At 63.8% G+C, this 23,456-nt stretch carries 25 protein-coding genes; 15 read left to right on the top strand and 10 right to left on the bottom strand.

The genetic code is table 11. The features are described 5' to 3' along the window. Positions 1-24: 24 nt before the first annotated feature. Complete coding sequence (locus RHIZ70P_RS01660; protein WP_115668635.1) at positions 25-969, top strand: nucleoside hydrolase; 945 nt, start codon at positions 25-27, stop codon at positions 967-969. 39 nt (positions 970-1,008) lie between these two features. Here the strand turns inward: RHIZ70P_RS01660 and RHIZ70P_RS01655 are convergent, their stop codons facing one another. Both RHIZ70P_RS01655 and RHIZ70P_RS01650 read right to left on the bottom strand, forming a co-directional pair. Further along, positions 1,009-1,908 carry a ribokinase gene (locus RHIZ70P_RS01655; protein WP_115668634.1) on the bottom strand — a complete coding sequence of 300 codons (900 nt, stop codon included), beginning with the start codon at positions 1,906-1,908 and terminating at the stop codon, positions 1,009-1,011. 36 nt (positions 1,909-1,944) lie between these two features. After that, the gene (locus RHIZ70P_RS01650; RefSeq protein ID WP_115668633.1) at positions 1,945-3,162 is read right to left on the bottom strand and encodes a DNA recombination protein RmuC; all 1,218 of its coding nucleotides are present in this window, start codon (positions 3,160-3,162) and stop codon (positions 1,945-1,947) included. Positions 3,163-3,434: 272 nt separating this feature from the next. Here RHIZ70P_RS01650 and RHIZ70P_RS01645 point away from each other — a divergent pair, with 272 nt between their 5' ends. The 7 genes from RHIZ70P_RS01645 to arsH all read left to right on the top strand — a co-directional run bounded on the left by RHIZ70P_RS01645 (position 3,435) and on the right by arsH (position 10,244). Beyond that, positions 3,435-4,967: a methyl-accepting chemotaxis protein gene (locus tag RHIZ70P_RS01645; protein ID WP_115668632.1), complete on the top strand. Its 1,533-nt coding sequence runs from the start codon at positions 3,435-3,437 to the stop codon at positions 4,965-4,967. A 174-nt stretch (positions 4,968-5,141) separates the two neighbouring features. Then, positions 5,142-6,659 carry a globin-coupled sensor protein gene (locus RHIZ70P_RS01640; RefSeq protein WP_181903932.1) on the top strand — a complete coding sequence of 506 codons (1,518 nt, stop codon included), beginning with the start codon at positions 5,142-5,144 and terminating at the stop codon, positions 6,657-6,659. 94 nt (positions 6,660-6,753) lie between these two features. Then, positions 6,754-7,269, top strand: a complete 516-nt coding sequence (def, locus tag RHIZ70P_RS01635; RefSeq protein WP_115668630.1) for a peptide deformylase — start codon at positions 6,754-6,756, stop codon at positions 7,267-7,269. A gap of 65 nt (positions 7,270-7,334) precedes the next feature. Continuing rightward, entirely contained in the window at positions 7,335-8,270 is a 936-nt protein-coding gene (gene fmt, locus RHIZ70P_RS01630; protein ID WP_115668629.1) for a methionyl-tRNA formyltransferase, read from the top strand. Then, positions 8,270-9,031, top strand: a complete 762-nt coding sequence (truA, locus tag RHIZ70P_RS01625) for a tRNA pseudouridine(38-40) synthase TruA (RefSeq protein WP_115668628.1) — start codon at positions 8,270-8,272, stop codon at positions 9,029-9,031. Before fmt ends, truA begins: the two co-directional genes overlap by 1 nt. A gap of 80 nt (positions 9,032-9,111) precedes the next feature. Next, positions 9,112-9,525: an arsenate reductase (glutaredoxin) gene (gene arsC, locus RHIZ70P_RS01620; protein WP_115669032.1), complete on the top strand. Its 414-nt coding sequence runs from the start codon at positions 9,112-9,114 to the stop codon at positions 9,523-9,525. Beyond that, positions 9,522-10,244, top strand: a complete 723-nt coding sequence (gene arsH, locus RHIZ70P_RS01615) for an arsenical resistance protein ArsH (protein ID WP_115668627.1) — start codon at positions 9,522-9,524, stop codon at positions 10,242-10,244. Before arsC ends, arsH begins: the two co-directional genes overlap by 4 nt. Before the next feature lie 4 nt (positions 10,245-10,248). On the opposite strand, the gene RHIZ70P_RS01610 is transcribed toward arsH, so the two are convergent. From RHIZ70P_RS01610 to dapD, 4 genes are all read right to left on the bottom strand, one after another. Beyond that, positions 10,249-10,845, bottom strand: a complete 597-nt coding sequence (locus tag RHIZ70P_RS01610; RefSeq protein WP_115668626.1) for a hypothetical protein — start codon at positions 10,843-10,845, stop codon at positions 10,249-10,251. Beyond that, positions 10,832-12,025 carry a succinyl-diaminopimelate desuccinylase gene (dapE, locus tag RHIZ70P_RS01605; RefSeq protein WP_115668625.1) on the bottom strand — a complete coding sequence of 398 codons (1,194 nt, stop codon included), beginning with the start codon at positions 12,023-12,025 and terminating at the stop codon, positions 10,832-10,834. The genes RHIZ70P_RS01610 and dapE overlap by 14 nt, the downstream gene beginning before the upstream one ends. Positions 12,026-12,130: 105 nt before the next feature. After that, a complete protein-coding gene (locus RHIZ70P_RS01600) occupies positions 12,131-12,514 on the bottom strand; it encodes a DUF805 domain-containing protein (protein WP_115668624.1) in 384 nt (127 codons plus the stop codon). Between the two features lie 5 nt (positions 12,515-12,519). Further along, positions 12,520-13,377, bottom strand: a complete 858-nt coding sequence (gene dapD / locus RHIZ70P_RS01595; RefSeq protein WP_115668623.1) for a 2,3,4,5-tetrahydropyridine-2,6-dicarboxylate N-succinyltransferase — start codon at positions 13,375-13,377, stop codon at positions 12,520-12,522. Between the two features lie 154 nt (positions 13,378-13,531). Here dapD and RHIZ70P_RS01590 point away from each other — a divergent pair, with 154 nt between their 5' ends. After that, on the top strand, positions 13,532-14,392 hold the full coding sequence (locus RHIZ70P_RS01590; RefSeq protein ID WP_115668622.1) for an LOG family protein: 861 nt from the start codon (positions 13,532-13,534) through the stop codon (positions 14,390-14,392). 60 nt (positions 14,393-14,452) lie between these two features. Here the strand turns inward: RHIZ70P_RS01590 and RHIZ70P_RS01585 are convergent, their stop codons facing one another. The 3 genes from RHIZ70P_RS01585 to RHIZ70P_RS01575 all read right to left on the bottom strand — a co-directional run bounded on the left by RHIZ70P_RS01585 (position 14,453) and on the right by RHIZ70P_RS01575 (position 17,030). Beyond that, positions 14,453-15,274, bottom strand: coding sequence for a calcium-binding protein (locus RHIZ70P_RS01585; protein WP_115668621.1), 822 nt, complete (start codon positions 15,272-15,274; stop codon positions 14,453-14,455). 111 nt (positions 15,275-15,385) lie between these two features. Next, positions 15,386-16,105: a pyrimidine 5'-nucleotidase gene (locus RHIZ70P_RS01580; protein WP_115668620.1), complete on the bottom strand. Its 720-nt coding sequence runs from the start codon at positions 16,103-16,105 to the stop codon at positions 15,386-15,388. Between the two features lie 154 nt (positions 16,106-16,259). Next, positions 16,260-17,030, bottom strand: a complete 771-nt coding sequence (locus RHIZ70P_RS01575; protein ID WP_115668619.1) for an ABC transporter substrate-binding protein — start codon at positions 17,028-17,030, stop codon at positions 16,260-16,262. 141 nt (positions 17,031-17,171) lie between these two features. Here RHIZ70P_RS01575 and RHIZ70P_RS01570 point away from each other — a divergent pair, with 141 nt between their 5' ends. From RHIZ70P_RS01570 to RHIZ70P_RS01555, 4 genes are all read left to right on the top strand, one after another. Then, a complete protein-coding gene (locus RHIZ70P_RS01570) occupies positions 17,172-18,128 on the top strand; it encodes a LysR family transcriptional regulator (RefSeq protein WP_115668618.1) in 957 nt (318 codons plus the stop codon). A 78-nt stretch (positions 18,129-18,206) separates the two neighbouring features. Further along, the gene (locus RHIZ70P_RS01565; protein WP_115668617.1) at positions 18,207-19,328 is read left to right on the top strand and encodes an NAD(P)/FAD-dependent oxidoreductase; all 1,122 of its coding nucleotides are present in this window, start codon (positions 18,207-18,209) and stop codon (positions 19,326-19,328) included. A 66-nt stretch (positions 19,329-19,394) separates the two neighbouring features. Beyond that, positions 19,395-20,309, top strand: a complete 915-nt coding sequence (locus RHIZ70P_RS01560) for an EamA family transporter (protein WP_115668616.1) — start codon at positions 19,395-19,397, stop codon at positions 20,307-20,309. A 93-nt stretch (positions 20,310-20,402) separates the two neighbouring features. Then, entirely contained in the window at positions 20,403-20,936 is a 534-nt protein-coding gene (locus RHIZ70P_RS01555; RefSeq protein ID WP_181903919.1) for a methylated-DNA--[protein]-cysteine S-methyltransferase, read from the top strand. A gap of 29 nt (positions 20,937-20,965) precedes the next feature. Here the strand turns inward: RHIZ70P_RS01555 and argB are convergent, their stop codons facing one another. After that, the gene (gene argB / locus RHIZ70P_RS01550; protein ID WP_115668614.1) at positions 20,966-21,853 is read right to left on the bottom strand and encodes an acetylglutamate kinase; all 888 of its coding nucleotides are present in this window, start codon (positions 21,851-21,853) and stop codon (positions 20,966-20,968) included. A gap of 179 nt (positions 21,854-22,032) precedes the next feature. On the opposite strand from argB, the gene RHIZ70P_RS01545 reads away from it, so the two are divergent. Together RHIZ70P_RS01545 and RHIZ70P_RS01540 are read left to right on the top strand one after the other, a co-directional pair. Beyond that, on the top strand, positions 22,033-22,593 hold the full coding sequence (locus RHIZ70P_RS01545; protein ID WP_115668613.1) for a sigma-70 family RNA polymerase sigma factor: 561 nt from the start codon (positions 22,033-22,035) through the stop codon (positions 22,591-22,593). After that, positions 22,565-23,287, top strand: a complete 723-nt coding sequence (locus RHIZ70P_RS01540; RefSeq protein WP_115668612.1) for an anti-sigma factor — start codon at positions 22,565-22,567, stop codon at positions 23,285-23,287. Before RHIZ70P_RS01545 ends, RHIZ70P_RS01540 begins: the two co-directional genes overlap by 29 nt. Positions 23,288-23,456 lie beyond the last annotated feature (169 nt).

The following is a 23,456-nucleotide window of genomic DNA, read 5'->3' as shown; positions in this document are numbered from 1 at the left end:
GACCCTTTGAACAGGATGGCGGCCATGACCGAGCGCAGGAAAATCATCATCGATACCGACCCGGGGCAGGATGACGCGGCGGCCCTGATGCTGGCCTTTGCCAGCGGGGAAGAGCTCGACATCCTCGGGATCACCACCGTCGCCGGCAACGTGCCCCTGAGGCTGACGAGCCGCAATGCGCGGATCGTCTGCGAATTGTGTGTCCGCACCGACATCCCGGTCTATGAGGGCGCCGACAGGCCGATCGAACGCCCGCTGGTCACCGCCGAGCACGTTCACGGCAAGACGGGTCTCGATGGCGCGGTGCTCGACGAACCGACGATGCAGGTCATGCCGCAGCACGCCGTCGATTTCATCGTCGAGACGCTGCGCCGCGAGCCGGAGGGCAGCGTGACGCTGTGCACGCTCGGCCCGCTGACCAATCTCGCCATGGCGATCCGGAAGGCGCCGGACATCGCCCCGCGCATCCGCGAACTGGTGCTGATGGGAGGCGGCTTCTTCGAAGGCGGCAACATCACGCCCGCGGCGGAGTTCAACATCTATGTCGATCCTCAAGCGGCCGACATCGTCTTCAGGGCGGGAATCCCGCTCGTCATGATGCCGCTCGACGTGACTCACCAGCTGATGACCACCAAGGCTCGCGTGGCCCGGCTTGCCGCGCTCGGCACCCGACCGGCCAAGGTCATGGTCGACTGGCTGGAGTTCTTCGAGCGCTTCGACGAGGAAAAATACGGCTCTGACGGCGGGCCGCTGCACGATCCGACCGTGATCGCCTATCTTCTCAGGCCCGAACTCTTTTCCGGCCGGCATTGCAATGTCGAGATCGAGACCACTTCGGAGCTGACGGTCGGCATGACGGTGGTCGACTGGTGGCGGGTATCGAACCGCACGCCGAATGCGCGCGTCATGCGCCATGTCGATGCCGACGGCTTCTTCGACCTGCTGATCGAGCGCTTCGCCCGCCTCTGATCCGGGATGGTGAAAAGGGGCGGCCGAAGCGGGCGTCTCCTAGAGATGTGGCTCGACCTCGTTGGCGGTGGGGATGGATGGCTGGGCCCCATGCTTGAGGCAGGCAAGCGACCCGGCGACGGCTGCACGGCGAAGCGCGGCTTCGAAATCAAATCCCTGATCCAGGCTTGCGGCGAGATAGCCGCAGAAGGTGTCGCCCGCGCCAACCGTGTCGACCGGTTCGATCGCCAGGCCACGGGCCCGATGGAGCTTGGATTCTCGCGCGGCGATCACGCCCTCGGCGCCGAGCGTGACGATCAGCGTCTGGCCGGTCTCCCGATGAAGTTGCATCAGGGCGTCCTCGCGCTGCGGCGCGGTCAGGGCGCCACGTCCGGCGAAAAGCTCGAATTCGGTTTCGTTGGCGATGACGATGTCGGCCATCCGCCCGAGACGCACGGCATCCGCTGTCAGCGGGGCGATGTTCAAGATGCTCGAAACGCCGCGCGTCTTCGCTTCGATCAGCGCCCGCTCCACGGCTTCTGCCGGTACTTCCAACTGCAGCATGAGAAAATCGCCCGGCTGCATGACCGCGACAGCTGCCGAGGCTTCCTGCTCGCCAACCATGCCGTTGGCGCCCGGCACCACAGTAATCATGTTCTCGCCGTCGCCGCCGACCAGGATAAGGGCGATTCCGGTCGGTCCGCCGACGCGCCGGACGGCGCCGAGATCCGTTCCCGCTTCCTCCAAGAGGGCGAGCGCCGGCGCGGCGAATTCGTCCCCCCCCACGGCGCCGACCATGCGCACGGTAGAGCCGGCCCGGCGCGCGGCCAAGGCCTGATTGGCGCCCTTGCCCCCGGCGGCGGTTGAAAAGCCGCTGCCAGATACCGTTTCGCCCGGTTTGGGGAGCCGGGGCGTCGTGGCGATGAGGTCCATGTTGATGGAGCCGAATACGGTGATCATGCGTGTTTCCGTCCTTGGTCTTGGTTGGACCGGGTCCTATTCGTCGTCGACGATCCTCAGCTTCAGCAGGCCGGTTCGGCTCTCCACCGATCTCTGGTCCTCGTCGGTCGATGCGGCCGAGCCCGCCTGAAATTCGAGGGCTTCGATCCTGGCGCCCCGTTTGGTCAGCTTGTCGGCGGAAGTGAGAATCATGTCCACATCTTTTTGCGCGGCGAGAAAATGCCCCTGCAGCTTTCTCGTGCGTTCGTCCAGGCGGACCAGGTCTTCCATCAGGTGGACGACCTCGCCCTGGATCAGGTGCGCCTGCTCGCGCATGCGCTGGTCCTTGAGGACGGCCTGGATCACCTGGATCGACAGCATCAGCAGCGAGGGCGAGACGATCACCACACGCAGGCGATGGGCCTTCTGGACGACCGCCTCATAATGCTCGTGGATCTCGGCAAAGATCGATTCCGATGGAACGAACAGGAAGGCCATATCCTGCGTTTCGCCAGCAATCAGGTACTTGGCCGAGATGTCCCGAATGTGCACCTCGATATCGCGGCGAAAGGCCTGGCCGGCGAGTTTCCTTTCCTCCGGCGTCTGCGCGTCGCGAATGGCGTTCCAGGCCTCGAGCGGAAACTTCGCGTCGATCACCAGCGGCGGCGAACCGTTCGGCATGCGGATCGTGCAGTCGGGGCGCATGCCGTTCGAGAGCGTCGACTGGAAGGTGTAGGCGCCCATCGGCAGGCCGTCCGCGACGATCGTTTCCATGCGCGACTGGCCGAAGGCGCCCCGCGTCTGCTTGTTGGACAAGATCGCCTGCAGCCCGACCACGTCCTTGGCGAGCGACTGGATATTGTTCTGCGCCGCATCGATCACCGCCAGACGTTCCTGCAGGTGGCGCAGGTTCTCATGCGTCGATTTCGTCTGCTCGGTGATCGTCGTGCCGAGGCGTTGGGTCAGGCCGTCCAGCCGCTGGTTGATCGTCTGGTTGAGCTCCGTTTGACGTTTGCCGAACACGTCGGACATGGCGGCCAGTCGTCCGTGCATCTCCGCCTGGGCCCGGAGCAGTTCCGCAAGCCGCGCCTCGGCCACGGCTTCGCGTCGAGCCGCTTCCATCTCCATCCCAGCGCGAAGGCGACTGGAGCGGCGCAGGGACAGGAGAAGCAGGAAAAGGAAAACGAGCAGTGTCGCGCCGACGATGCCGACAAGTGCGGAGGGAGAAAGACCAAATGTGTCGATGGCGAGCGCTGTGAGATCGGTGCTGTTCATGGCCGCGGAGACTAGCAGATTCTCTCGGTCGTGACAGATCAAATCAGGAACATTTGCCGGCGTGTCTCGCGCCGCGGGCTAATGCACTGCGCATCGCCGGTCGGGTCGGACAGGGCCTCATTGGGGAAGGAGTGAGGGCGCAAGTGTCCCGCGAATGGACATAAATCGCAGATTAGCTAAATCAAATATTTACCCTTCTCGACAATTCATCAAAGCTAAATAACGCATCGCAAAAACAACTTTCAACGGCCGATCCAGCGCCCGGGGCTAACATGACCAGACACGATGAAAATAGCGGCCTCGGGGCCAGACTCCAGTTCCTCGGTCTCGATGAGACGGCAAGACAGAAGCTTAGGGCGCTTGCGCCGACCATCGGCAAGAACATCGGCTCGGCGCTCGACGTCTTCTACAAGAAGGTCAGGGGCACGCCCGAGACCGCCGCCTTCTTTCGCAATGAGGACCATCTTCAGGGGGCCAAGAAGCGGCAGGAGGGTCACTGGAACATCGTCACGACGGGACAGTTCGATGAGCGTTACGTCGCCGGCGTGACCGCCGTCGGCCAAGCGCATGCCCGCATCGGACTGGAGCCCCGCTGGTACATCGGCGGCTATGCGCTGTTGATCGAACAACTCATCCATGCCGTGGTCCGGGAGCGCTGGCCATCGCGGTTCGCCCGCAAGGAAGGCAAGGTGCTCGGCGAAGAGATCGGCGTTCTGGTGAAGGCTGCTCTTCTCGACATGGATTATGCGATCACCGTCTATTTGGACATCCTGGCCGCCGAGCGGAAGGCGGCTGAAGACGCGCGCGTCAAGGCCGAGCATCAGCAGGCGGTCGCGCTCGCCGCCCTCAGCGATGTGCTGAACCGGCTGTCTGGCGGCGATCTCGAGGCCAAACTCTCGCCCGATCAGCCGGAAAACTTCGTCGGCATGGCCCATGACTACAATGCTTCGGTCGAGAAACTGCGCGACACGATCAGCACGGTGCGCGGCGCGGCCGAAGAGATCCTACGTTCGACGACGGCCATTTCGGAGGCGTCCAATCACCTCGCCCAGCGGACGGAACAGCAGGCTGCCGGGCTCGAGGAGAGCACGGCCGCGCTTCACGAATTGACCCAGAACGTCACACTCGCAGCCGATGGAGCGCAAAAGGCGGCGAGCGTCGTGCGCATCACCCTCGACGAGGCCAGGGCATCGGGCGAAGTGGTGACCCGCGCGGTGAGCGCCATGGGGGCGATCGAGAAGTCGTCCGACGAAATCTCCAAGATCATCGGCGTCATCGACGAGATCGCCTTCCAGACCAACCTTCTCGCCCTCAATGCCGGGGTGGAGGCGGCCCGCGCGGGCGAGGCCGGCCGCGGCTTCGCGGTCGTGGCCCAGGAGGTTCGCGAACTGGCGCAACGCTGCGCCAATGCGGCTCGCGAGATCAAGGGTCTGATTTCCCAGAGTTCGGGACAGGTGCAGACCGGTGTGGGCCTGGTCAACAGCGCCGGCGAGGCGCTCGACCAGATCATTGGTCGCATCGGCGAAATCAACGGGATCGTCGAGGGCATCGCCGGTGCCGCGTCCGATCAATCGGGCGGCCTGCGGGAAGTCAACACGGCGGTCGCCAGCATGGACACGATCACCCAGCAGAATGCCGCCATGGTCGAGGAGACCTCCGCCCAGACCTTGACGCTCCGCGACGAGGTCGAGCGCCTCGTTGCCGCGCTGCGTGGTTTCCGGACGCGCGACGCCGCGGCTGTCTCGACGGTCGCTCACGCGCGTCGAGAACAGGACCACACGGCGGCCTACCGTCGCGCCGGCTGATGGCTCTCTTCACGCAATGCCGCCATGGCCCAGGTCCGGTCGTCCCGGGATGGGCCATGGCGTGGTGATTTCTCGCGCGACCTGTTCATGTTCCATTTAGGAATTTCACGAATTGTTGTCATGTATTCCTAAAATTTGGAGCGCGCATCAAGGCGCCCGAGAAAGCATGGCGATATCATGAGTGTAGAAGCAGACAAGAGTTTGGAGGAACGTCTGGCATTCCTCGAGATTGACCAGAAGACGTCCAAGATACTGAACTCCCTGCGACCGTCCCTCAGTGAACTTCTCGGCGGCGTGCTCGACAAATTCTACGCCAAGGTCGGCGCCACGCCGCAACTCGCCCGCTTCTTCAGCAGCAAGGAGCATATGGCGGGGGCGAAGAATGCCCAGCTGGGTCATTGGGACAAGGTTTCCAAGGGAACCTTCGATCCCGACTACGTCAAGGGCGTGACGGCGATCGGCAGGACCCATGCGCGGATCGGCCTGGAGCCGCGCTGGTATATCGGCGGCTATTCCATGCTGATGACCGAGCTGGTCGCCGGCGTGCTGGTCAAGCACTGGCCCTTCCCCTTCGGCAAGCATCATGCGGCGGCGCTGGCCGACAAGCTGGGTGCTCTCATCAAGGCGTCCATGCTCGACATGGACTACTCGATCTCGGTCTACCTCGACACGCTCGAGGAGCGGCGTAAGCAGCTCGAGGAGGATCGCAAGCAGTTCGAGGCCGACCAGCAGATCGCCATGGAGCATCTGCGCCGGGGTCTCGAGGCGCTGGCCCGTGGCGACTTCGAGAGCAAGATGACCACGGATCTGCCGGACAATTTCAAGCGGATGGCCGTCGACTACAACGAAACCGTCGTTCGTCTGAGCGAGTCCTTCGCCTCTATCCGCCGCGCCTCGGAGGAAATCCTCGACGGCACCGAGACGATCGCCAAGGCCTCGGACGACATCGCCGTCAGCACCGCCAAGCAGGCAGCCGGCGTGCAGCAGAGCTCGTCCGCGCTTCAGCAGCTGTCGGTCAGCGTCGGCCAGACGGCAACCAATGCCGAACGGGCCTCGATGGCGGTGCACGACACCCAGCAGCAGGCCCGCAGTTCCGGCGACGTCGTCGCCCAGGCGATTGCCGCCATGGCGGAGATCGAGAAATCATCGACCGAGATTTCCAAGATCATCGGCGTCATCGACGAGATTGCCTTCCAGACAAATCTGCTGGCGCTGAATGCGGGCGTTGAGGCTGCGCGTGCCGGTGAAGCCGGCAAGGGTTTTGCCGTCGTTGCCCAGGAAGTCCGCCAGCTTGCCCAGCGCAGCGCGGATGCAGCGAAGGAAATCAAGCGGCTGATCTCGCAGAGCAGCAACCAGGTCAACGAGGGCGTCGGCCTTGTCTCCAATACCGGTACGGCGCTCGCCGACATGATCAGTCGCATCGACACGATCCACGCCATCGTGTCCGAGATCGCCACCGCCGCCAAGGATCAGGCGACCGGCCTCAAGGAGGTGAACCAGGCAACCCAGAGCATGGACACCCTCACCCACCAGAATTCCGCCATGGTTGAACAGACCTCCGCCGAAACGCAGCGGCTGCGCAGCGAGGTTGCCGGACTTGTCCAATTGCTCGGCCAGTTGAGTACGCGCGGCCATGCCGACCGGGCAGGTGCGAGTGAACGCCGTCCGGCCTCGCAAAGATACGCCGCCTAGAGCTTCTGCTCTTCCGTTCGCGACTTGCCGGAAACGCGGGCCAGGCCCGCGTTTTTCGATTCCATCGCCGGAAAAGATGCGATATGGGAGCCCCATGACCATCAAGCCGCTCATCATTCTTCCCGACCCCCTGCTGCGCCAGGTCTCAACGCCTTTCGAGCATGTCGATTCGGAACTGCAGAAGCTTGCCGACGACATGCTCGAAACCATGTACGAGGCGCCGGGCATAGGGCTTGCCGCCATCCAGATCGGCGTGCCGCGCCGGCTGCTCGTGATCGACGTTTCCAAGGAGGGTGAGGACAAGTGTCCGCTGGTCTTCATCAATCCGGAGATTATCAAGTCGTCGGACGAGCGTTCCGTCTATGAGGAAGGATGCCTGTCCATCCCGGATTACTATGCCGAGGTGGAGCGTCCGGCGTCCGTCACGGTCAAGTCGCTCGATCGGGATGGCAAGGAACAGTTGACCGAGGCCGACGGACTGCTCGCCACCTGCCTGCAGCACGAGATCGACCATCTCAACGGCATCCTGTTCATCGACCATATCTCCCGCCTCAAGCGCGAGATGGTGATCAAGCGGTTCACCAAGGCGGCAAGGGCGAAGGCGCTCTGATCTCGTCGGGCGAATGGCGCCTGAACAGCAGGACGGCTCGCGAAAAAGGGAGGGCGAAAACCATCATGGCACTTCGCATCATCTTCATGGGCACGCCGGAGTTTTCCGTGGCCACGCTGGAGGCGCTCGCCGCCGCCGGCCACGAGATCGTCGCGGTCTATACCCAGCCGCCCCGTCCGGGTGGACGTCGCGGGCTGGACCTGCAGAAGTCCCCGGTTCATCTTTCCGCCGAGCGGCTCGGCCTGCCGGTTCTGCATCCTTTGAATTTTCGTGCCGAGGAAGACCGGGACCGTTTCCGTGCCTTCGGTGCCGATGTCGCGGTGGTCGTCGCCTATGGCTTGCTCTTGCCGGAGGCGATCCTGACCGGCACAAGGCTCGGCGCTTTCAATGGCCATGCCTCGCTCCTGCCGCGTTGGCGCGGAGCGGCTCCGATCCAGCGTGCCATCATGGCCGGCGACGCCGAAACCGGCATGATGGTGATGAAGATGGACAAGGGCCTCGATACCGGCCCCGTGGCGCTCACCCGCAAGGTTGCGATCGGGCCGGACATGACCGCGGGCGAACTGCATGATCGCTTGAGCGCCGTCGGCGCCGAAGCCATGGTCGAAGCGATGGCTGCTCTCGAGGCGGGAACGCTTGCGACGGTTCCCCAGTCCGATGAGGGCGTGGTCTATGCGGCCAAGATCGACAAGAGCGAAACGCGCATCGATTTTTCCCGCGACGGGGCTGAGGTGCACAATCACATTCGTAGCCTGTCGCCCTTTCCCGGCGCATGGTTCGAGCTTGCGGTGAACGGCAAGCCCGAGAGGGTCAAGGTTCTCGGCTCGACCCCGGCCGAAGGCGAGGGCGCCCCCGGCGCGGTCCTCGATCGATCGCTGACCATTGCCTGCGGGCAGGGTGCCGTCCGCCTAACCCGTTTGCAGAGAGCTGGCGGCAAGCAGCTGGATGCGGCCGATTTCCTGCGTGGTACGCCCGTTTCGCCCGGAACGGTTCTGAGCTGATGCCGCGTTTCCGCATGACCGTCGAATATGACGGTTCCCCCTATGTCGGCTGGCAACGCCAGGACAACGGCCATTCGGTGCAGAGCGCACTCGAAAATGCGGTCCTGTCGCTGACCGGCGAAACGGCGTCGGTCCGCGGTGCCGGCCGCACCGATTCCGGCGTTCATGCCAAGGGTCAGGTCGTTCATGTCGACCTGACACGTGCCTGGGTGCCCTACAAGCTGCGCAATGCGCTGAACGCCTATCTGGCCCTGGCCAGCGAAAGGGTCGCCGTGCTCGACGTCCGCGCGGTCGATGACAGTTTCGATGCGCGTTTTTCCGCGATCCGCCGACACTATCTCTATCGCATCATCACACGGCCCTCGCGCCTCGCACTCGAGGCCGAGCGCGCCTGGTGGGTGTCGAAACCGCTTGATCACGAAGTCATGCACGCGGCCGCCCAGCGGCTTGTCGGCCACCATGACTTCACCACCTTCCGCTCGGCGCATTGTCAGGCCAACAGCCCGATGCGAACCCTCGACCGGCTGGACGTGACAAGGACCGAGGACCTGATCGAGATCCGTGCCACGGCGCAGAGTTTTCTGCACAACCAGATTCGCTCGTTCGCCGGCACGCTGAAGCTCGCCGGGGAAGGCAAGATGACGCCGGACGACGTGGAGGCAGCGCTCAAGGCGCGCGACCGCGCCGCCTGCGGCCCGGTCGCGCCGCCGGAAGGGCTCTTCTTTCTGCGCGTGGATTATCCGGGCGACGATCTGGTCTGATGGTCCCTGGCGCGGCGCTTGTCATGCGTCGCGAAATGACATATCCATATTTCAAGAAGTTTCGAAATATGGAGAGCGCCGTGCCCGTCACCATCTATCACAACCCAGCCTGCGGAACCTCCCGCAACACGCTAGAAATGATCCGCCTGTCGGGCGAAGAACCCGTGGTCATCGAATACCTGAAGACCCCGCCCAGCCGCGAGCGGTTGGTCGAGCTGATCGGCAAGATGGGCATTGCGCCGCGCGAACTGCTGCGCAAGAAGGGGACACCCTACGAGGAGCTCGGTCTCGATGACGAGGGCCTCTCCGACGAACAACTGATCGATGCGATGATGGCGCATCCGATTCTCATCAATCGCCCGATCGTCGAGACGGACAAGGGCACGCGCCTGTGCCGTCCGTCGGAGACCGTTCTGGCGCTCCTGGACAATCCCGTCGACACCTACACCAAGGAAGACGGCGAAGTCGTCAAGACCGGTGGTGCGGCCGAATGAGCCTCGAGGATACCGATACGCCGAACATCGACGACAGCCAGTTTCGCCCGGTCGACGAGGCGCGCCTGTTCCAGCCGGAGCGCATGACCCATCCGCCGCGCATCCTTATGCTCTACGGCTCTTTGCGGGAGCGTTCCTATTCGCGGCTCCTGACCGAGGAGGCGGCCCGCATCCTGCGCCGCTATGGCGCGGAGGTTCGCATCTACGATCCGCACGGCTTGCCGCTTGCCGACGAAGTCGAGGCCTCCCATCCCAAGGTGCAGGAACTGCGTGAATTGTCTCTCTGGTCGGAGGGCCAGGTCTGGTGCTCGCCGGAGCGCCATGGCGCCATGTCGGGCGCGATGAAGACGCAGATCGACTGGCTGCCGCTGTCGATCGGGGCCGTGCGCCCGACACAGGGTCGCACTCTGGCACTCATGCAGGTCTGCGGCGGTTCGCAAAGCTTCAATTCCCTCAACCAGATGCGCGTTCTCGGCCGCTGGATGCGGATGTTCACCATCCCCAACCAGTCGTCCGTGCCGAAGGCCTTCAGCGAATTCGACGAAGCCGGGCGGATGAAGCCGTCCTCCTATTACGAGCGCGTCGTCGACGTGATGGAGGAACTGGTCAAGCTGACCTTGTTGTTGCGCGAGCGTTCCGACTATCTGGTGGAGCGCTATTCCGAGCGGGTCGAGACGGCGGCCGAATTGTCGAAGCGGGTCAACCAGCGGTCGATCTGAGCCGTCAGCCGGGATAGACGTCGAGGAAGCGCTCCAGCACCTCCGAAAGGATCATTCCTGGCACGAGCAGGACCATGGTGACTGTCGCGATCGTCAGCACGTGGTCGCCCAGCACCATGCGCAGAATGCGGAACAACGCCATGATCAATGCGAAGGCGAGCACGTAGGACAGAAGCACGGCAAGGCCGGTGAGGCCGGGCACCAGCATCATGATCAGCAGAATGACGGAGTAGGCGTAAGCGATCGGCAGGGTCAGCCAATTGGCGATGACGACGATGGAGAGGAAGCGGGCGCCGATCCCGACCATCCAGCAGACCAGCCCGACGAGCACCAGCGGCACGATCCAGTTGGCGATCTCGACCAGCCCGAGGCGGAAGAAGAAAAGCGGGCCGACATCGGCGCCCTCCGGCATGGACTTCAGATAGAGGCCGCGCCACCACAGGAAGGTCAGTAGTGTCGTCGGTAGCGCGAAAAAGGCCGCCCAGAACGAACGTAAGGCGCCGCGATCGGAAAAATCCAGATAGGCAAGGCCGTTGGGATCCTGCCTGAACAGCAGCCAGAGGCCTGTGAGATAGAACTCGACCTCCTTAAGCGTTGGCATTGTCGAACCATTGCTCGATGAAGGTCTTGTAGATCCGGGTCAGCGTTTCCAGGTCTTCGACCGCCACCCGCTCATCGACCATGTGCATGGTCTGGCCGACCAGGCCGAACTCCACCACAGGGCAATAGTCCTTGATGAAGCGTGCGTCCGATGTGCCGCCGGTGGTCGAAAGCTGCGGCGTCGCGCCCGTCACCGTCTCGATCGCGCGCGACAGCGAGCCGATCAGTGCATCGTCGCGGGTGAGGAAGACATGGCTCGGCCGCTCCGACCAGACGATGTCATAGGCGACGGGATCGCGCCCCGGCCGCAGATGGCTGTCGGCGGCCGCCTCGTCCAGCCGGCGCAGGATCTCGGCCTGCACGGTTTCCGCGGTCCAGACATCGTTGAACCGGATGTTGAACTTGAAGCTGGTCGATGCGGGAATGACATTAGTCGCCGGATTGCCGACGTCGATCGACGTGACCTCGAGATTGGACGGCTGGAAATTGTCGGTGCCGTGATCGAAGGGCGGGTGCATCAGCGCATCGGCCAGACGCACCGCGCCGCGCACCGGATTGTCGGCGAGATGCGGATAGGCCGCGTGCCCCTGCACGCCGCGCACGGTGACGGTCGCGGAGACCGAGCCGCGCCGGCCGATCTTGATCATATCGCCGAGCTGGTCCGGATTGGTCGGCTCGCCGACCAGGCAGGCGTCCCAGTGCTCGCCCTTCTGCTTGGCCCATTCGAGCAGCTTGACGGTGCCGTTGACGGCAGGTCCTTCCTCGTCGCCGGTGATGAGCAGCGAGACCGAGCCCATCGGCGGACCCTTTTCCTCGACCAGTCTCGCGAGCGCCGTGACGAAGCAGGCGATTCCGCCCTTCATGTCGACGGCGCCGCGACCATAGAGCATGCCGTCGGCAATCTCCGCGGCAAAGGGCGGGTGGCTCCAGTCGGCCTCGCTGCCGACTGGCACGACATCGGTATGGCCGGCAAACATCAGATGCGGGCCGTCGCTGCCGAGGCGGGCATAGAGGTTCTCGATGTCGGGCGTGCCCGGTTCGCTCGCAGTCATGCGCATGACCTCGAAGCCGAGCGGTTCGAGCAGGGCCTGGAGCGTGGTCAGCGCCCCACCTTCCGCAGGTGTGACGGAAGGGCAGCGGATAAGTGCCTGGAGGACGTCGATGGGATTGGTGGCGTTCATGATCTCGGGCGCTTTTTTGGGAGGTCCGGCAGCGTCGGCCGGGACCGTTCGGGAGGATGAACGACGTTTAGCCGATCGGCCGGCAACTGTCACCAGCCGCAAGGGTCAGGTCTGCGGCCAGTCGGGTGCCGGCCCATAAGGATTGGCGCCCGGGCGCGAGGGCCAGAGACAGAGCACGAAAAGCATGACGAAAGACACAACGGGAATGAACAGCACCAGGACCAGGAGGCCCGAAAGCCCCATGTCGTGCAGGCGCTTGATGCCGAGCATGATGGTCGAGGCGAACGAGGCGGCAAAACCGGCGAAGAACAGCAGGCTGAACAGCCGGTACAGCGCCTCGTCCTCCCGGTGGAGGGCGATCGAGGCGATGGTATAGCCATTGATCATCAGCCAGAACAGCCAGCCGAGGATGAACACCTGCCGTCCGGCGCGGCCGGACGGGCTGAAGAGCAGCCAGCTGATGGTCGGCCGCCGGGCGGACGCCTGCATCCTGATCAGTCCCGAAGCAGCTCGTTGATGCCGGTCTTCGAGCGGGTCTGCGCGTCGACGCGCTTGACGATCACCGCACAGTAGAGGTTCGGAGCCGGTTGGCCGTTGGCCATGGTCTTGTCGGACGCCAGCGAGCCGGCGACCACGACGGAATAGGGCGGCACTTCGCCATAGGAGATCTCGCCGGTGGCGCGGTCGACGATCTTGGTCGACTTGCCGATGAACACGCCCATGCCGAGTACCGAGCCCTCGCGGATGATGCAGCCTTCAACGACTTCGGAACGGGCGCCGATGAAGCAGTTGTCCTCGATGATGGTCGGGCCGGCTTGCATCGGTTCCAGAACGCCACCGATGCCGACGCCGCCGGACAAATGCACATGGGCGCCGATCTGGGCGCAGGAGCCGACGGTCGCCCAGGTGTCGACCATGGTCCCTTCGCCGACATAGGCGCCGAGATTGACGAAGGACGGCATCAGGATGGCGTTGGGCGCGATATAGGCCGAGCGACGCACCACGGCGTTGGGCACGGCGCGGAAGCCGGCGCGCTCGAATTCATTGGCGCTCCAGCCCTCGAACTTGGAGGGAACCTTGTCCCACCAGGTCGAGCCACCGGGGCCGCCGCTCACCACTTCCATGCCGTTCAGGCGGAAGGACAGAAGCACGGCCTTTTTCAGCCACTGGTGAACCGTCCAATTGCCGTCCTCGCCGCGTGTGGCGACACGCGCCTTGCCGCTGTCGAGCAGGTTGAGCGCGGTCTCGATGGCGTCGCGGATCTCGCCGCGGGTCGCGGTGGTGACCGTGTCGCGATTGTCGAAAGCCGCATCGATGACGTGTTCGAGGGCACTGAGATCCGTGGCGTTCATCTGAATTCCTTAAACTTCGTTGTCTATCGTTGAACCGGACGATATCCGCATTCGCAATCGGGAACTGGTGACTGCTCTAGCGCATTCGACCGGGGTTGAAAACAGCCGCCGGCGCATTCGGCGTCTCCGATCGCGACAATGAAAGGCACGACAAATGGCAAAATCCTCGAATGGCCGAGAACGGAGCAAGGACGGATCTTGGGTCGCACTCAAAGACAGCCAGACCGACCGCAGACGCGCCGCCGAGGTGCCCCGGACGCCTCAGTCAGAATCCCCGTCTTACCGGCTTGCCTATGTCGACGACGATTTCATGATGCGCGAGGAACTGCGCCCGGTGCGGTTGCAACTGGAATTGCTGAAGGTCGAGATGATTCTCGCCGAGCGCGGCATCAAGTCGACTGTCGTCATGTTCGGAGGTGCACGCATCCCCGAGCCCGGCAAGGATGCCTGGGCGGCCCGCAACGAAACGCAGCGCGCCAATCTGATGGCGGCATCCGTCTATTATGAAGAGGCGCGCAAGTTCGCTCGGCTGTGCGCCGAGCACGCAGCCACCCACGACCATCGGGAATATGTCGTGACGACCGGCGGTGGGCCGGGGGTGATGGAGGCCGGCAACCGCGGGGCGGCCGAAGTCGGCGCACCGACCATCGGGCTCAACATCGTTCTGCCGCACGAGCAGGCGCCGAACCCCTATGTGACACCGGAGCTCAGCTTCAACTTCCACTATTTCGCCATCCGCAAGATGCATTTCCTCATGCGCGCCAAGGCAATCGCCATCTTCCCCGGCGGCTTCGGCACGCTGGACGAGTTCTTCGAGTCGGTGACCCTGATCCAGACCAAACGCATGGCGCCGATCCCGCTCATCTTGTTTGGCGAGGCCTTCTGGCGGCGCATCGTCGATTTCGAGGCGCTGGCGGATTTCGGAACGATCGCCCCGGATGACCTGAAACTGCTGCATTTCGTCGAGACTGCCGATCAGGCCTGGCAGATCATCGCGGACCACTATGAGCACTGAATGCGAATGGGCCCGCGACAGAAGTCGCGGACCCATTGCAGCTCCAGGCTTTGGCGGGCCTTAACGGCCCCAGAAGCCACGCTTGGGCAGGTCGTCGGCCGTGATGAAGCCGTCCTTGTCGGTGTCCATCTGGGTGAACATCTTGTCGGCGACGGCGGTCGCTTCTTCCTTGCTGATCTGGCCGTTCTCGTCGGTGTCGGCCATGCGCATCATGCCGCCCGGACCGCGTTGACCCATCTGCTCGCCCATCGGGCCGCCACGGCCCATTCCGGGACCGCGTTCGCCGTCGCGCATGCCGTGATGCTTGCCCGGTCGTGGGCCATCTTCATCGTCCCAGCCACGACCCCAGCCGTGATGCTGACCACGTTCGCCCCGCGGTCCGCGATCGTCGTCACGGTTCCAGCCGAACTGGTTGCCCGTTCCGTCACGCGGCGGTTCGGCATTCATCGGACCCGAGCCGTCCTGCGGGCCTTGACCCTGGCCGGCGCCGGGACCATTGCCCTGACCCTGACCCTGACCCTGACCCTGACCCACGGCAGGACCATTACCCTGGCCCTGGCCGTTCTGCGCTGGTGCATTGGCCTGCATTTCCGCCTGGCGGGCGGCGCGCATGGCTTCGCGATGCTTGCGGAACTCGCCGGGCGTCAGCACGCCGTCGTTGTCGGCGTCGACGGTCGCGAACATCTTGTCCCTGGCGGCCGTCGCTTCGTCCTTGGCAATCTTGCCGTCCTTGTTGGTGTCGAATTCCTGCAGCATGCGGACGAACATGCCTGCGCCGCCGGGACCGCGTCCCATGTCCTGCCGGGCGAGAACAGCGGTCGCCGAGGTGCCGATCAGGAGGCCGCCGACGATGGCTGCGAGGGTGAGTGTCTTGCCGGTCATGGAAGTTTTCCTTTCATCCAGTGGTGATGAAGGAAATCTAGGGCGGCCGAATGCAAGAACCTACTTAAACATCGGTAAGCTGGGTGAAGCTTTGGTAATATTTGAATTCCGTCAAGCCGACAGGTCGATCAGGCGTCCAAGGAAGCCGGCAAGGTCGTCGGTGACATAGTCGATGCTCGCCGGGTCGGTATTGTCGGCCAGTTCCCAGCTTTCCAGCACCACGTCGCCAAGATTGCGCGGCACCAGCAGCACCGTCTTCATGCCAAGGGTTTTCGGCACGGCCAGATTGCGCGGCAGGTCCTCGAACATGGCGGCATGGCGCGTGTCGATGCGGTTCAGGCTGGTGAACTTGTCATAGGTGCTGCCGGCCGGCTTCGGCTGGTAGCCGGCGGCGACGATGTCGAAGATGTCGTCGAAATGATCGAGAATGCCAAGTGCACGGGCGGCGGCTTCCGCATGGGCGACCGTGCCGTTGGTAAAGATGAACTTGCGGCCCGGCAGCGCCTTGATCGCCGCGCCGAGGGTCTCGTCCGGCAGAAGCGCCGAATAGTCGATCGCGTGGGCCTTTTCGAGGAAGTCGTTCGGATCGACGCCGTGGTGCTGCATCAGGCCGGCGAGCGTCGTGCCGTGGTCGTGGTAGTATTTCTTCTGCAGCACCTTCGCCTCGGCCGGTTCCATCTGCAGCAGTTGGGCCACATAGGCCGTCATGTTGCGGTCGATCTGCGCGAACAGATTGATGTGATGCGGGTAGAGCGTGTTGTCGAGGTCGAACACCCAGTCGCGGACATGGGCGAAGTCGTCTTTGTGCGGCAGAAGGGCTTTGTCGGTCATGCTCGCGTTATGACAGGACCGGCGGATTTGGCAAGCCGATCTGCGTCGACCGGAACGCCCGGAACGGCCCGGGCCCGCCAATCCCGGATGCGAAAATCCCCTCGCGACATCTGCCGGCGAGGGGATCGGTTTTCGATCGGGCGAGCGGCCCCGATCACTTCATCTCGTAGATGTCGATCGGGAAGTACTTCTTGTTGATCTCGGTATATGTGCCGTTGGCGCGGATCGCGTCGATCGCCGCGTTCAGCTTGGCGAGCAGGTCGGTGTCTTCCTTGCGCACCGCAATGCCGGCGCCCTGGCCGATGAACTTCGGATCGGCGATCGGTGCGCCGACGAGTTCGCAGCACTTGGCGCCGTCGCCCTTCGACAGCCAGTCCATCATCGGCAGCATGTCGCCGATCTGGACGTCGAGACGGCCGTTGATCATGTCCATGTTGACCTCGTCCTGGGTCGGGTAGAGCTTGATGTCCAGGTCGGGATAGGTGGCGGTCGCATATTCCGCCTGGGTCGTGCCGGACTGCGCGCCGATCACCTTGCCCTTCAGGCCCTCGTTGGAAAAATCGGTGATGTTGGCGCCCTTCTGGGCAATGTGGGTCATCGGCGCCTTGTAGTAGGACTTGGTGAAGGCGACCTTCTCGGCCCGTTCCGGCGTGATGAACATCGAGGCGATCATGAAGTCGAACTTCTTCGCCTGCAGCGCCGGGATGATGCCGTCCCAGTCCTGGGTCACCACTTCGCACTCGACCTTCATTTCTGCGCACAGCGCCATGCCGATCTCGACGTCGAAGCCGCCGACCTTGCCGTCCGCAGAGACGAAGTTGAAGGGCGGATAGGCACCCTCGGTGCCGATCACCAGCTTGTCGGCCGCCTGAGCGGAAAGCGCTGTCAGGGCCGTGAAGGCCAGCGCCAGAATGGTTTTCTTCATGATTGTTCCCCTTGTTGTGACGCCTGTCGCGACGCCTTGCCGGGCAGTCTAAGCACGGCGGGATCATCAGCGAAATAGATAGTTGCAATAGTCGATATCAACGTGATTTATTGTCGGGGTGCCTTTCACCGGGACGACCCCATGGCCAGCAAACGGCTCGAACGCTTCGCCCACAATCTCGACTGGAATCTGCTGCGGACCTTTGCCGTCGTGGTCGAAGAAGGGTCGATCACGGCCGCAGCCTCGCGCTTGCTGTTGCAGCAGCCGGCCGTCTCCATGGCCTTGAAACGGCTCGAGGAAACCACCGGCCACCGCCTGATCGACCGCCGCCCCGGCCGCTTCGAGATGACCGAGGCCGGCGAGCGGCTCTATCGTCAGGCGCGCGACATCTTCGCCGCCGTCGTTCGCCTGCCGGATACGCTTGAAGGCGCCGGCGCCGACATTACCGGCCATGTTTCCGTCCATGCGGTCTCCCACGTCCACCACCCAGGCTGGGACGAACGCACCGCGCGCTTCTTTAGTGCCCATCCGAAGGTCACCATGAACGTGACGATCGAGACCACGGCGGATGTCATCAGCTCGGTCGAGCGCGGCATTGCCAGCATCGGCATCTGCGACGGCATCATTCCCGATCACCTGGCGAAGGTGCCGTACAAGCTGGAGCGTTATGCCCTCTATTGCGGTGCCGGCCACCGGCTGTTCGGCGTAAAGGGCGCATCGCTCAACGACCTGCGCGGCGATCCCTATGTCGCCTTTACCGCCGACGTGCTCGGCGGCCAGCACATGAATGCGGTGACGGCGGTGCGCGCCGTCGGTTCCTTCGGGCAGGAGGTGCGCGCCGTGTCCAGCCATGTCGAGGAGGTGATCCGCATGGTCGCCGCCAATATCGGCATCGGCATGCTGCCCAATCATCTGGTGCGCCCTTGGGTCGAGGCCGGCCGGCTCTGGCAGTTGCCGCCCTATGGCAACCTGCCGGTCAGCGAGGTCTTCCTGATCAGCAATCCCAACGCCATGCTCAATCCGGCCGAGCAGGCCTTCGTGGCCGTGATGGACGGCCTTGAACTGTTCCAGGATGAAGTACTGCATCAATTTGATTGATGGTGGCTTTTGTCTCTATAAATTTGAATGGGGGCTGTGTCCCCGGCTAGCATGGGCCTTCATTCGGGAACACCATGCATGCAGACTTATGACATTGCCATCCTCGGCGGCGGGATCGCTGGCCTCTCGCTCGCCTATTTCCTCGGCGCCGACCGCTCGGTGGTGGTGCTCGAGCGCGAGGAGAATCTCGGCTATCACTCGACCGGCCGCTCGGCAGCGGAATTCGTGCTGCGCTACAACAGCCCGGAGGTCTGCAAGCTGGCCGCCATCAGCCGCGATTTCTTCGACCGTCCGCCGGAGGGTTTCACCGACGTGCCCTTGCTCGTGCCGCGCGGCGGGCTGATGATCGCCAATGCGGAAAAACTGGAAAGGTTCGAGGCCCATTTCGCCGCCGAACGGACGAAGGCCGACAATCTCACACGGCTGTCGGTCGAAGAATCCCTAGTCATGGTGCCGATCCTCGACCCCGCCTATGTCGCCGGCGTCTATCACGATCCGGAATTCTGGGACATCGAGGTCGAAAGCCTCCTGCAGGGCTATGTGAAGGGCGCCCGCCGCGCCGGCGTTGACATCCGCCAGAAGGCCGGTGTCATGTCCGCCCGCGACGATGGCCGCCATTGGCTGCTCGACACCGAAGGAGAAACGATTGCCGCGCGGATCGTCGTCAATGCCACCGGTGGCTGGGCCGATCCGACAGCGGCGCTGTTCGGCATCGCGCCGATCGGTGTCGTACCGCATCGGCGAACCGCGATCCTTGTCGACCTGCCGGACGGCGTCGATGCCCGCACCATGCCGGAAATCAACGAACTGGACGACGAGTTCTACATCAAGCCCGATGCCGGCCGCCTGCTCGTCTCGCCGGCCGACGAGACCCCCTGCGAGCCGGGCGATGTCCAGCCGGAGGAGATCGATGTCGCCTGGGCAGCGCATCATCTGGAGACGGCGACCACCATGGAGGTCCGCCGGATCGCCAAGAGTTGGGCCGGCATGCGCAGCTTCGCGCCCGACCGCCTTCCGGTGATCGGGCCGGCCAGCGACCATCCCCGCTTCTTCTGGCTCGCCGGGCAAGGCGGCTACGGCATCCTCAGTTCGCCCGCGCTCGGCGCGCTCGCCGCCAGCCTGTTGACGGGGAGCGATCAGCCGGAGGTCTTCGCAAGGCAAGGCCTCGCGCCGACGACTTTCTCGCCCCGACGTTTCTAACCGACTCGTCGCTTTCCGCAGCGCCGCCGGCTATCGTTCCCCGTTGCCGGGTGCTAACAGCACCTCATGCCCGCCTGGATCCTCATCACCTTCGCCAGCGCATTCCTGCAGAATCTGCGCTCCGTCCTGCAAAAGCATCTGAAAGGCCGAATGGGCACGACGGGCGCAACCTTCGTGCGCTTCGGCTACGGGGTGCCCTTCGCGCTCGTGTATCTGGCCGTGCTGCACTATGGCCTCGGCCGGCCGCTGCCGGTGCCGGACGGCGCCTTCGCCTTCTGGGCGGTGATCGGCGCCTTTGCCCAGATCTCGGCGACCTTCCTGCTGGTCCACCTCTTCTCGTTCCGCAACTTCGCCGTCGGCACCGCCTATTCGCGCACCGAACCGGCCCAGGCCGCCCTGATCGCGCTGGTTCTGTTCGGTGAGACGATCACCGTCCCCACCCTGATGGCCATCATTGTGTCGGTGCTCGGCGTCATGCTGATTTCGGTGGCGCGCACGACGCTGACACTGTCGGCGCTGTTTACCTCTGTCGTCAGTCGCACCGCGCTGATTGGCCTCCTGTCCGGCCTGTTCTTCGGCGTTTCGGGCATCGCCTACCGTTCCGCCTCGCTCGCGCTCCAGCCGAGCCTTCCTGCACCCGACAGCGTCATGCAGGCGAGCTACACGTTGGTGGTGGTCATACTCGTGCAGACATTCGCCATGCTCTTCTGGATGCTGTGGCGTGATCGCGCCGAGCTTCGCCGGGTCGGCGCCGCCTGGAAGATCGGCATTCTCGTCGGCTTCGTCGGCGCGACCGCCTCCTTCGGCTGGTTCACGGCCATGACACTGCAGCAGGTGGCGGTGGTCAAGGCGCTGGCCCAGGTCGAGATGCTCTTCACGTTTGCCTCCTCGGTCTTCGTCTTCAAGGAAAAGATCAACCGTCTGGAGGTCGCCGGCTGCGTCCTGATCGTCGCCGGGGTGCTGCTGTTGCTCGTCGTCTGAGTGCTGGCCCGATATCCGTCCGTGCTCACCGATTGCGGCGACTTGGCCAAGCCACTATCATTCCTTCCTCGACAAGCGGGAGGTCTGGCTCACGTGACGGAAACGCTGTTCTGCGAGTGGTTCGACAGTCCCGTTGGCGACCTGGTTGCCGTCGCCGACGACACGCACTTGCGGGTTCTCGGATTTGAGGATGACGGATCGCCGGCCGACAGGCTCGAGCGGCAGCGCCGCCGTCTCGGCGGCGATGTCATAGCCACCGGCAATGCGATCACCACGGCAACGGGTCGGCAGCTCAAGGCCTATTTCGCCGGCGAACGCTTTGACTTCACCCTGCCGCTGTCACCGGCCGGCAGCGAATTCGAGCAGAAGGTCTGGGCGGAGTTGTTGAAGGTGCCGCTCGGCGAAACCTGTTCCTATGGCGATATCGCCAGGAATGTCGGGGGAATGGAAACGGTGCGGGCGGTCGGCAAGGCCAATGGCGCCAATCCGATCGCCATTGTCATTCCGTGCCACCGCTGCATCGGTTTGGATGGGTCGCTCACCGGCTATGGCGGCGGGCTGTGGCGCAAGAAATTTCTCCTGCGCCACGAAGGCGAGATGCGGCCGGTCGGGCTGTTTGCCCTCTGACCGCCTGGGATTAGCCGGCAAAGCCTCGATCAGGGAACGATCAGCGTGCCGGCGCCGTGTTCGGTGAAGATTTCGAGGAGCACCGAATGCGCCGTCTTGCCGTTGAGGATGACCACGCCCTGCACGCCGGCGCGGATCGCGTCGATGCAGGTCTCAACCTTCGGGATCATGCCGCCGGAGATCGTGCCGTCCTTGATCAGCGCGCGCGCCTGGGCGACCGAGAGTTCCTTGATCAGTTCGCCATCCTTGTTGAGCACGCCCGGAACGTCGGTGAGGAACAGCAGGCGCGTGGCGCGCAGGGCCCCGGCGATCGCGCCGGCAAAGGTGTCGGCGTTGATATTGTAGGTGTGCCCGTCGCGGCCCGGCGCGACCGGTGCGATGACCGGGATCATTTCGGACTTGGCGAGCAGGTCGAGCAGCGTGCGGTCGACTTCCACCACTTCGCCGACGAAGCCGAGGTCGAGCACGCGCTCGATGTTGGAATCCGGATCGACGACGGTCTTCTTGGCCTTTTCGGCAAAGACCATGTTGCCGTCCTTGCCGCAAAGCCCGATCGCCCATTCGCCCGTCTGGTTGATGAGGGCGACGATCTCCTTGTTGATCGAGCCGGCGAGCACCATTTCGACGATCTCGACGGTCTTCTGGTCGGTGACGCGAAGGCCCCCCTCGAACTTCGATTCGATGCCCATCCGCGTCAGCATCGCGCCGATCTGCGGGCCGCCGCCGTGCACGACGATCGGGTTTACGCCCGACTGCTTCAGAAGCGCGATGTCGGCGGCAAAGGCCTTGCCGAGCTCGGCATTGCCCATGGCGTGACCGCCATATTTCACCACGATCGTCTTGTTCTCGTAGCGCTGCATGAAGGGCAGGGCCTGAGCAAGGAGCCGCGCCTGGGTTTCGCTTTCGGATGCCGTCATCGGATGCCCTCGTGATTGGTTCGCGGCCTTTTAACGCAAGATCGTCCGCGATGGAATAATCCGGGCAAAGATATGCGTCGCCGATGATCCGGCGATGAACGGATGGCGTAAACGCCTGTAGGACACGACGAAATTGCGCCCGGGGGGAGTGCTGTCTGGAGGAGAGGGCCCGAAAGCCGATGCCTAGCGACGAAATCGCCGTACTGCTGAGCCGGGTGGCGCTCAAGGACCGCTCAGCATTTTCCGTGCTCTACAGCCGTTCTTCGCCGAAACTTTTTGCCATCTGCCTTCGTATATTGCGAGACAGGGCCGATGCCGAGGAGGCTTTGCAGGATGTCTTCGTGAAGATCTGGCAGCGCGCCGAAAGCTTCGCCTCGTCGGGAAATGGTGCCATGGGCTGGCTGGCGGCGATCACCCGCTATCACTGCATCGACCGTCTGAGGGGGAGGCGCCCGCCGGCGGAAGAGCTGGAGACGGTTGTCGACCTCGCCGACAGCGCGGCCGATCCCGAACAAAGTGCGGTGCTGCGATCGGAAGGAAGGCGGATTGACACCTGTCTGCAAGAGTTGGATCCTGACCGGGCGCGCGCCGTGAGGCATGCCTATGTGGAGGGATTGTCCTATCAGGAGCTGGCCGATCGGTTCGCGGTGCCGCTGAACACGATGCGCACATGGCTGCGTCGCAGCCTGTTGAAATTGAGAGAGTGCATGGATGACGACGCCAGACCAGAGCAAGGGTGACCGCTCCCGCGACGAAGTGATCGCCGGAGAATATGTGCTCGGCGTGCTCGGCGTCGAGGATCGCCTGCAGGTCGAGGAACGGCTGCGCCACGACCAGTCCTTCGCCACCATCGTCCGCCGCTGGGAGGACAACCTCTCGCAGTTCAATGAGGACTACGGCGTCGAAATCCCGCCCGAGGCGCTGTTCGCCAGGATCGAGAGCAAGATCTACGGCCCGCCACGGCGCAATCCGTCATGGACGGCGTTGGGTGGCCTGTGGAACTCGCTCGCCCTCTGGCGTGGCCTGGCCTTTGCCGGCGTCGCCGTCGCCGCCGTTCTCGCGGGAACCGAAGCGGGGCTGTGGGACCGCTCGGCCGGTGGCCGGCCGCTGGTCGCCGAACTTGCCGGCAAGGACAGCGTCATCAGCCTCGTCGCGCGCTACGACAGCGGATCCGGCAGGCTTCAGGTGACGCCGGTCGCAACCGGCGAGCAGCAGCAAAAATCGCTGGAACTCTGGTTGATCGAGGGCGAGGCGGCACCGCGTTCGCTGGGCGTCCTGCCGCAGACCGGGGAAGGGGAGATCATCGTCCCCGATACCCTGCGCGACCGCTTTGCCGAGGGTGTCATTCTCGCCGTCAGCCTCGAGCCCTTCGGCGGCTCCCCGACCGGCCAGGCCACCGGTCCGGTCATCGCGCTTGGACCGGCGCACCTGTGACGGGCGCATCGCCTCGGCGCGCCGGAGCCAATGAAAAAGATTATTAATATCAGTTTCTTACAATTTTTCTTCGGATTTTTGCGCGCTACCTGAAACTTCCTCGCTCGAGCCCTCGTCCTTTGTAGTGTTCCCGACAACGGGATCGAAACAACCGCCCGGATGGCAATCC

It is taken from the genome of Paenirhizobium selenitireducens ATCC BAA-1503, assembly GCF_900492185.1.
GTDB classification, from domain to species: domain Bacteria; phylum Pseudomonadota; class Alphaproteobacteria; order Rhizobiales; family Rhizobiaceae; genus Allorhizobium; species Allorhizobium selenitireducens_A.
This window is presented reverse-complemented; position numbering and strand designations above follow the sequence as displayed.

Excerpts from the sequence above, each read along its gene's own strand:
- RHIZ70P_RS01660 (WP_115668635.1), top strand. The coding sequence starts at position 25 with ATGACCGAGCGCAGGAAAATCATCATCGATACCGACCCGGGGCAGGAT.
- RHIZ70P_RS01655 (WP_115668634.1), bottom strand. The coding sequence starts at position 1,908 with ATGATCACCGTATTCGGCTCCATCAACATGGACCTCATCGCCACGACG.
- RHIZ70P_RS01650 (WP_115668633.1), bottom strand. The coding sequence starts at position 3,162 with ATGAACAGCACCGATCTCACAGCGCTCGCCATCGACACATTTGGTCTT.
- RHIZ70P_RS01645 (WP_115668632.1), top strand. The coding sequence starts at position 3,435 with ATGACCAGACACGATGAAAATAGCGGCCTCGGGGCCAGACTCCAGTTC.
- def (WP_115668630.1), top strand. The coding sequence starts at position 6,754 with ATGACCATCAAGCCGCTCATCATTCTTCCCGACCCCCTGCTGCGCCAG.
- fmt (WP_115668629.1), top strand. The coding sequence starts at position 7,335 with ATGGCACTTCGCATCATCTTCATGGGCACGCCGGAGTTTTCCGTGGCC.
- truA (WP_115668628.1), top strand. The coding sequence starts at position 8,270 with ATGCCGCGTTTCCGCATGACCGTCGAATATGACGGTTCCCCCTATGTC.
- arsH (WP_115668627.1), top strand. The coding sequence starts at position 9,522 with ATGAGCCTCGAGGATACCGATACGCCGAACATCGACGACAGCCAGTTT.
- RHIZ70P_RS01610 (WP_115668626.1), bottom strand. The coding sequence starts at position 10,845 with ATGCCAACGCTTAAGGAGGTCGAGTTCTATCTCACAGGCCTCTGGCTG.
- dapE (WP_115668625.1), bottom strand. The coding sequence starts at position 12,025 with ATGAACGCCACCAATCCCATCGACGTCCTCCAGGCACTTATCCGCTGC.
- RHIZ70P_RS01600 (WP_115668624.1), bottom strand. The coding sequence starts at position 12,514 with ATGCAGGCGTCCGCCCGGCGGCCGACCATCAGCTGGCTGCTCTTCAGC.
- dapD (WP_115668623.1), bottom strand. The coding sequence starts at position 13,377 with ATGAACGCCACGGATCTCAGTGCCCTCGAACACGTCATCGATGCGGCT.
- RHIZ70P_RS01590 (WP_115668622.1), top strand. The coding sequence starts at position 13,532 with ATGGCAAAATCCTCGAATGGCCGAGAACGGAGCAAGGACGGATCTTGG.
- RHIZ70P_RS01585 (WP_115668621.1), bottom strand. The coding sequence starts at position 15,274 with ATGACCGGCAAGACACTCACCCTCGCAGCCATCGTCGGCGGCCTCCTG.
- RHIZ70P_RS01580 (WP_115668620.1), bottom strand. The coding sequence starts at position 16,105 with ATGACCGACAAAGCCCTTCTGCCGCACAAAGACGACTTCGCCCATGTC.
- RHIZ70P_RS01575 (WP_115668619.1), bottom strand. The coding sequence starts at position 17,030 with ATGAAGAAAACCATTCTGGCGCTGGCCTTCACGGCCCTGACAGCGCTT.
- RHIZ70P_RS01570 (WP_115668618.1), top strand. The coding sequence starts at position 17,172 with ATGGCCAGCAAACGGCTCGAACGCTTCGCCCACAATCTCGACTGGAAT.
- RHIZ70P_RS01565 (WP_115668617.1), top strand. The coding sequence starts at position 18,207 with ATGCAGACTTATGACATTGCCATCCTCGGCGGCGGGATCGCTGGCCTC.
- RHIZ70P_RS01560 (WP_115668616.1), top strand. The coding sequence starts at position 19,395 with ATGCCCGCCTGGATCCTCATCACCTTCGCCAGCGCATTCCTGCAGAAT.
- argB (WP_115668614.1), bottom strand. The coding sequence starts at position 21,853 with ATGACGGCATCCGAAAGCGAAACCCAGGCGCGGCTCCTTGCTCAGGCC.
- RHIZ70P_RS01545 (WP_115668613.1), top strand. The coding sequence starts at position 22,033 with ATGCCTAGCGACGAAATCGCCGTACTGCTGAGCCGGGTGGCGCTCAAG.
- RHIZ70P_RS01540 (WP_115668612.1), top strand. The coding sequence starts at position 22,565 with ATGACGACGCCAGACCAGAGCAAGGGTGACCGCTCCCGCGACGAAGTG.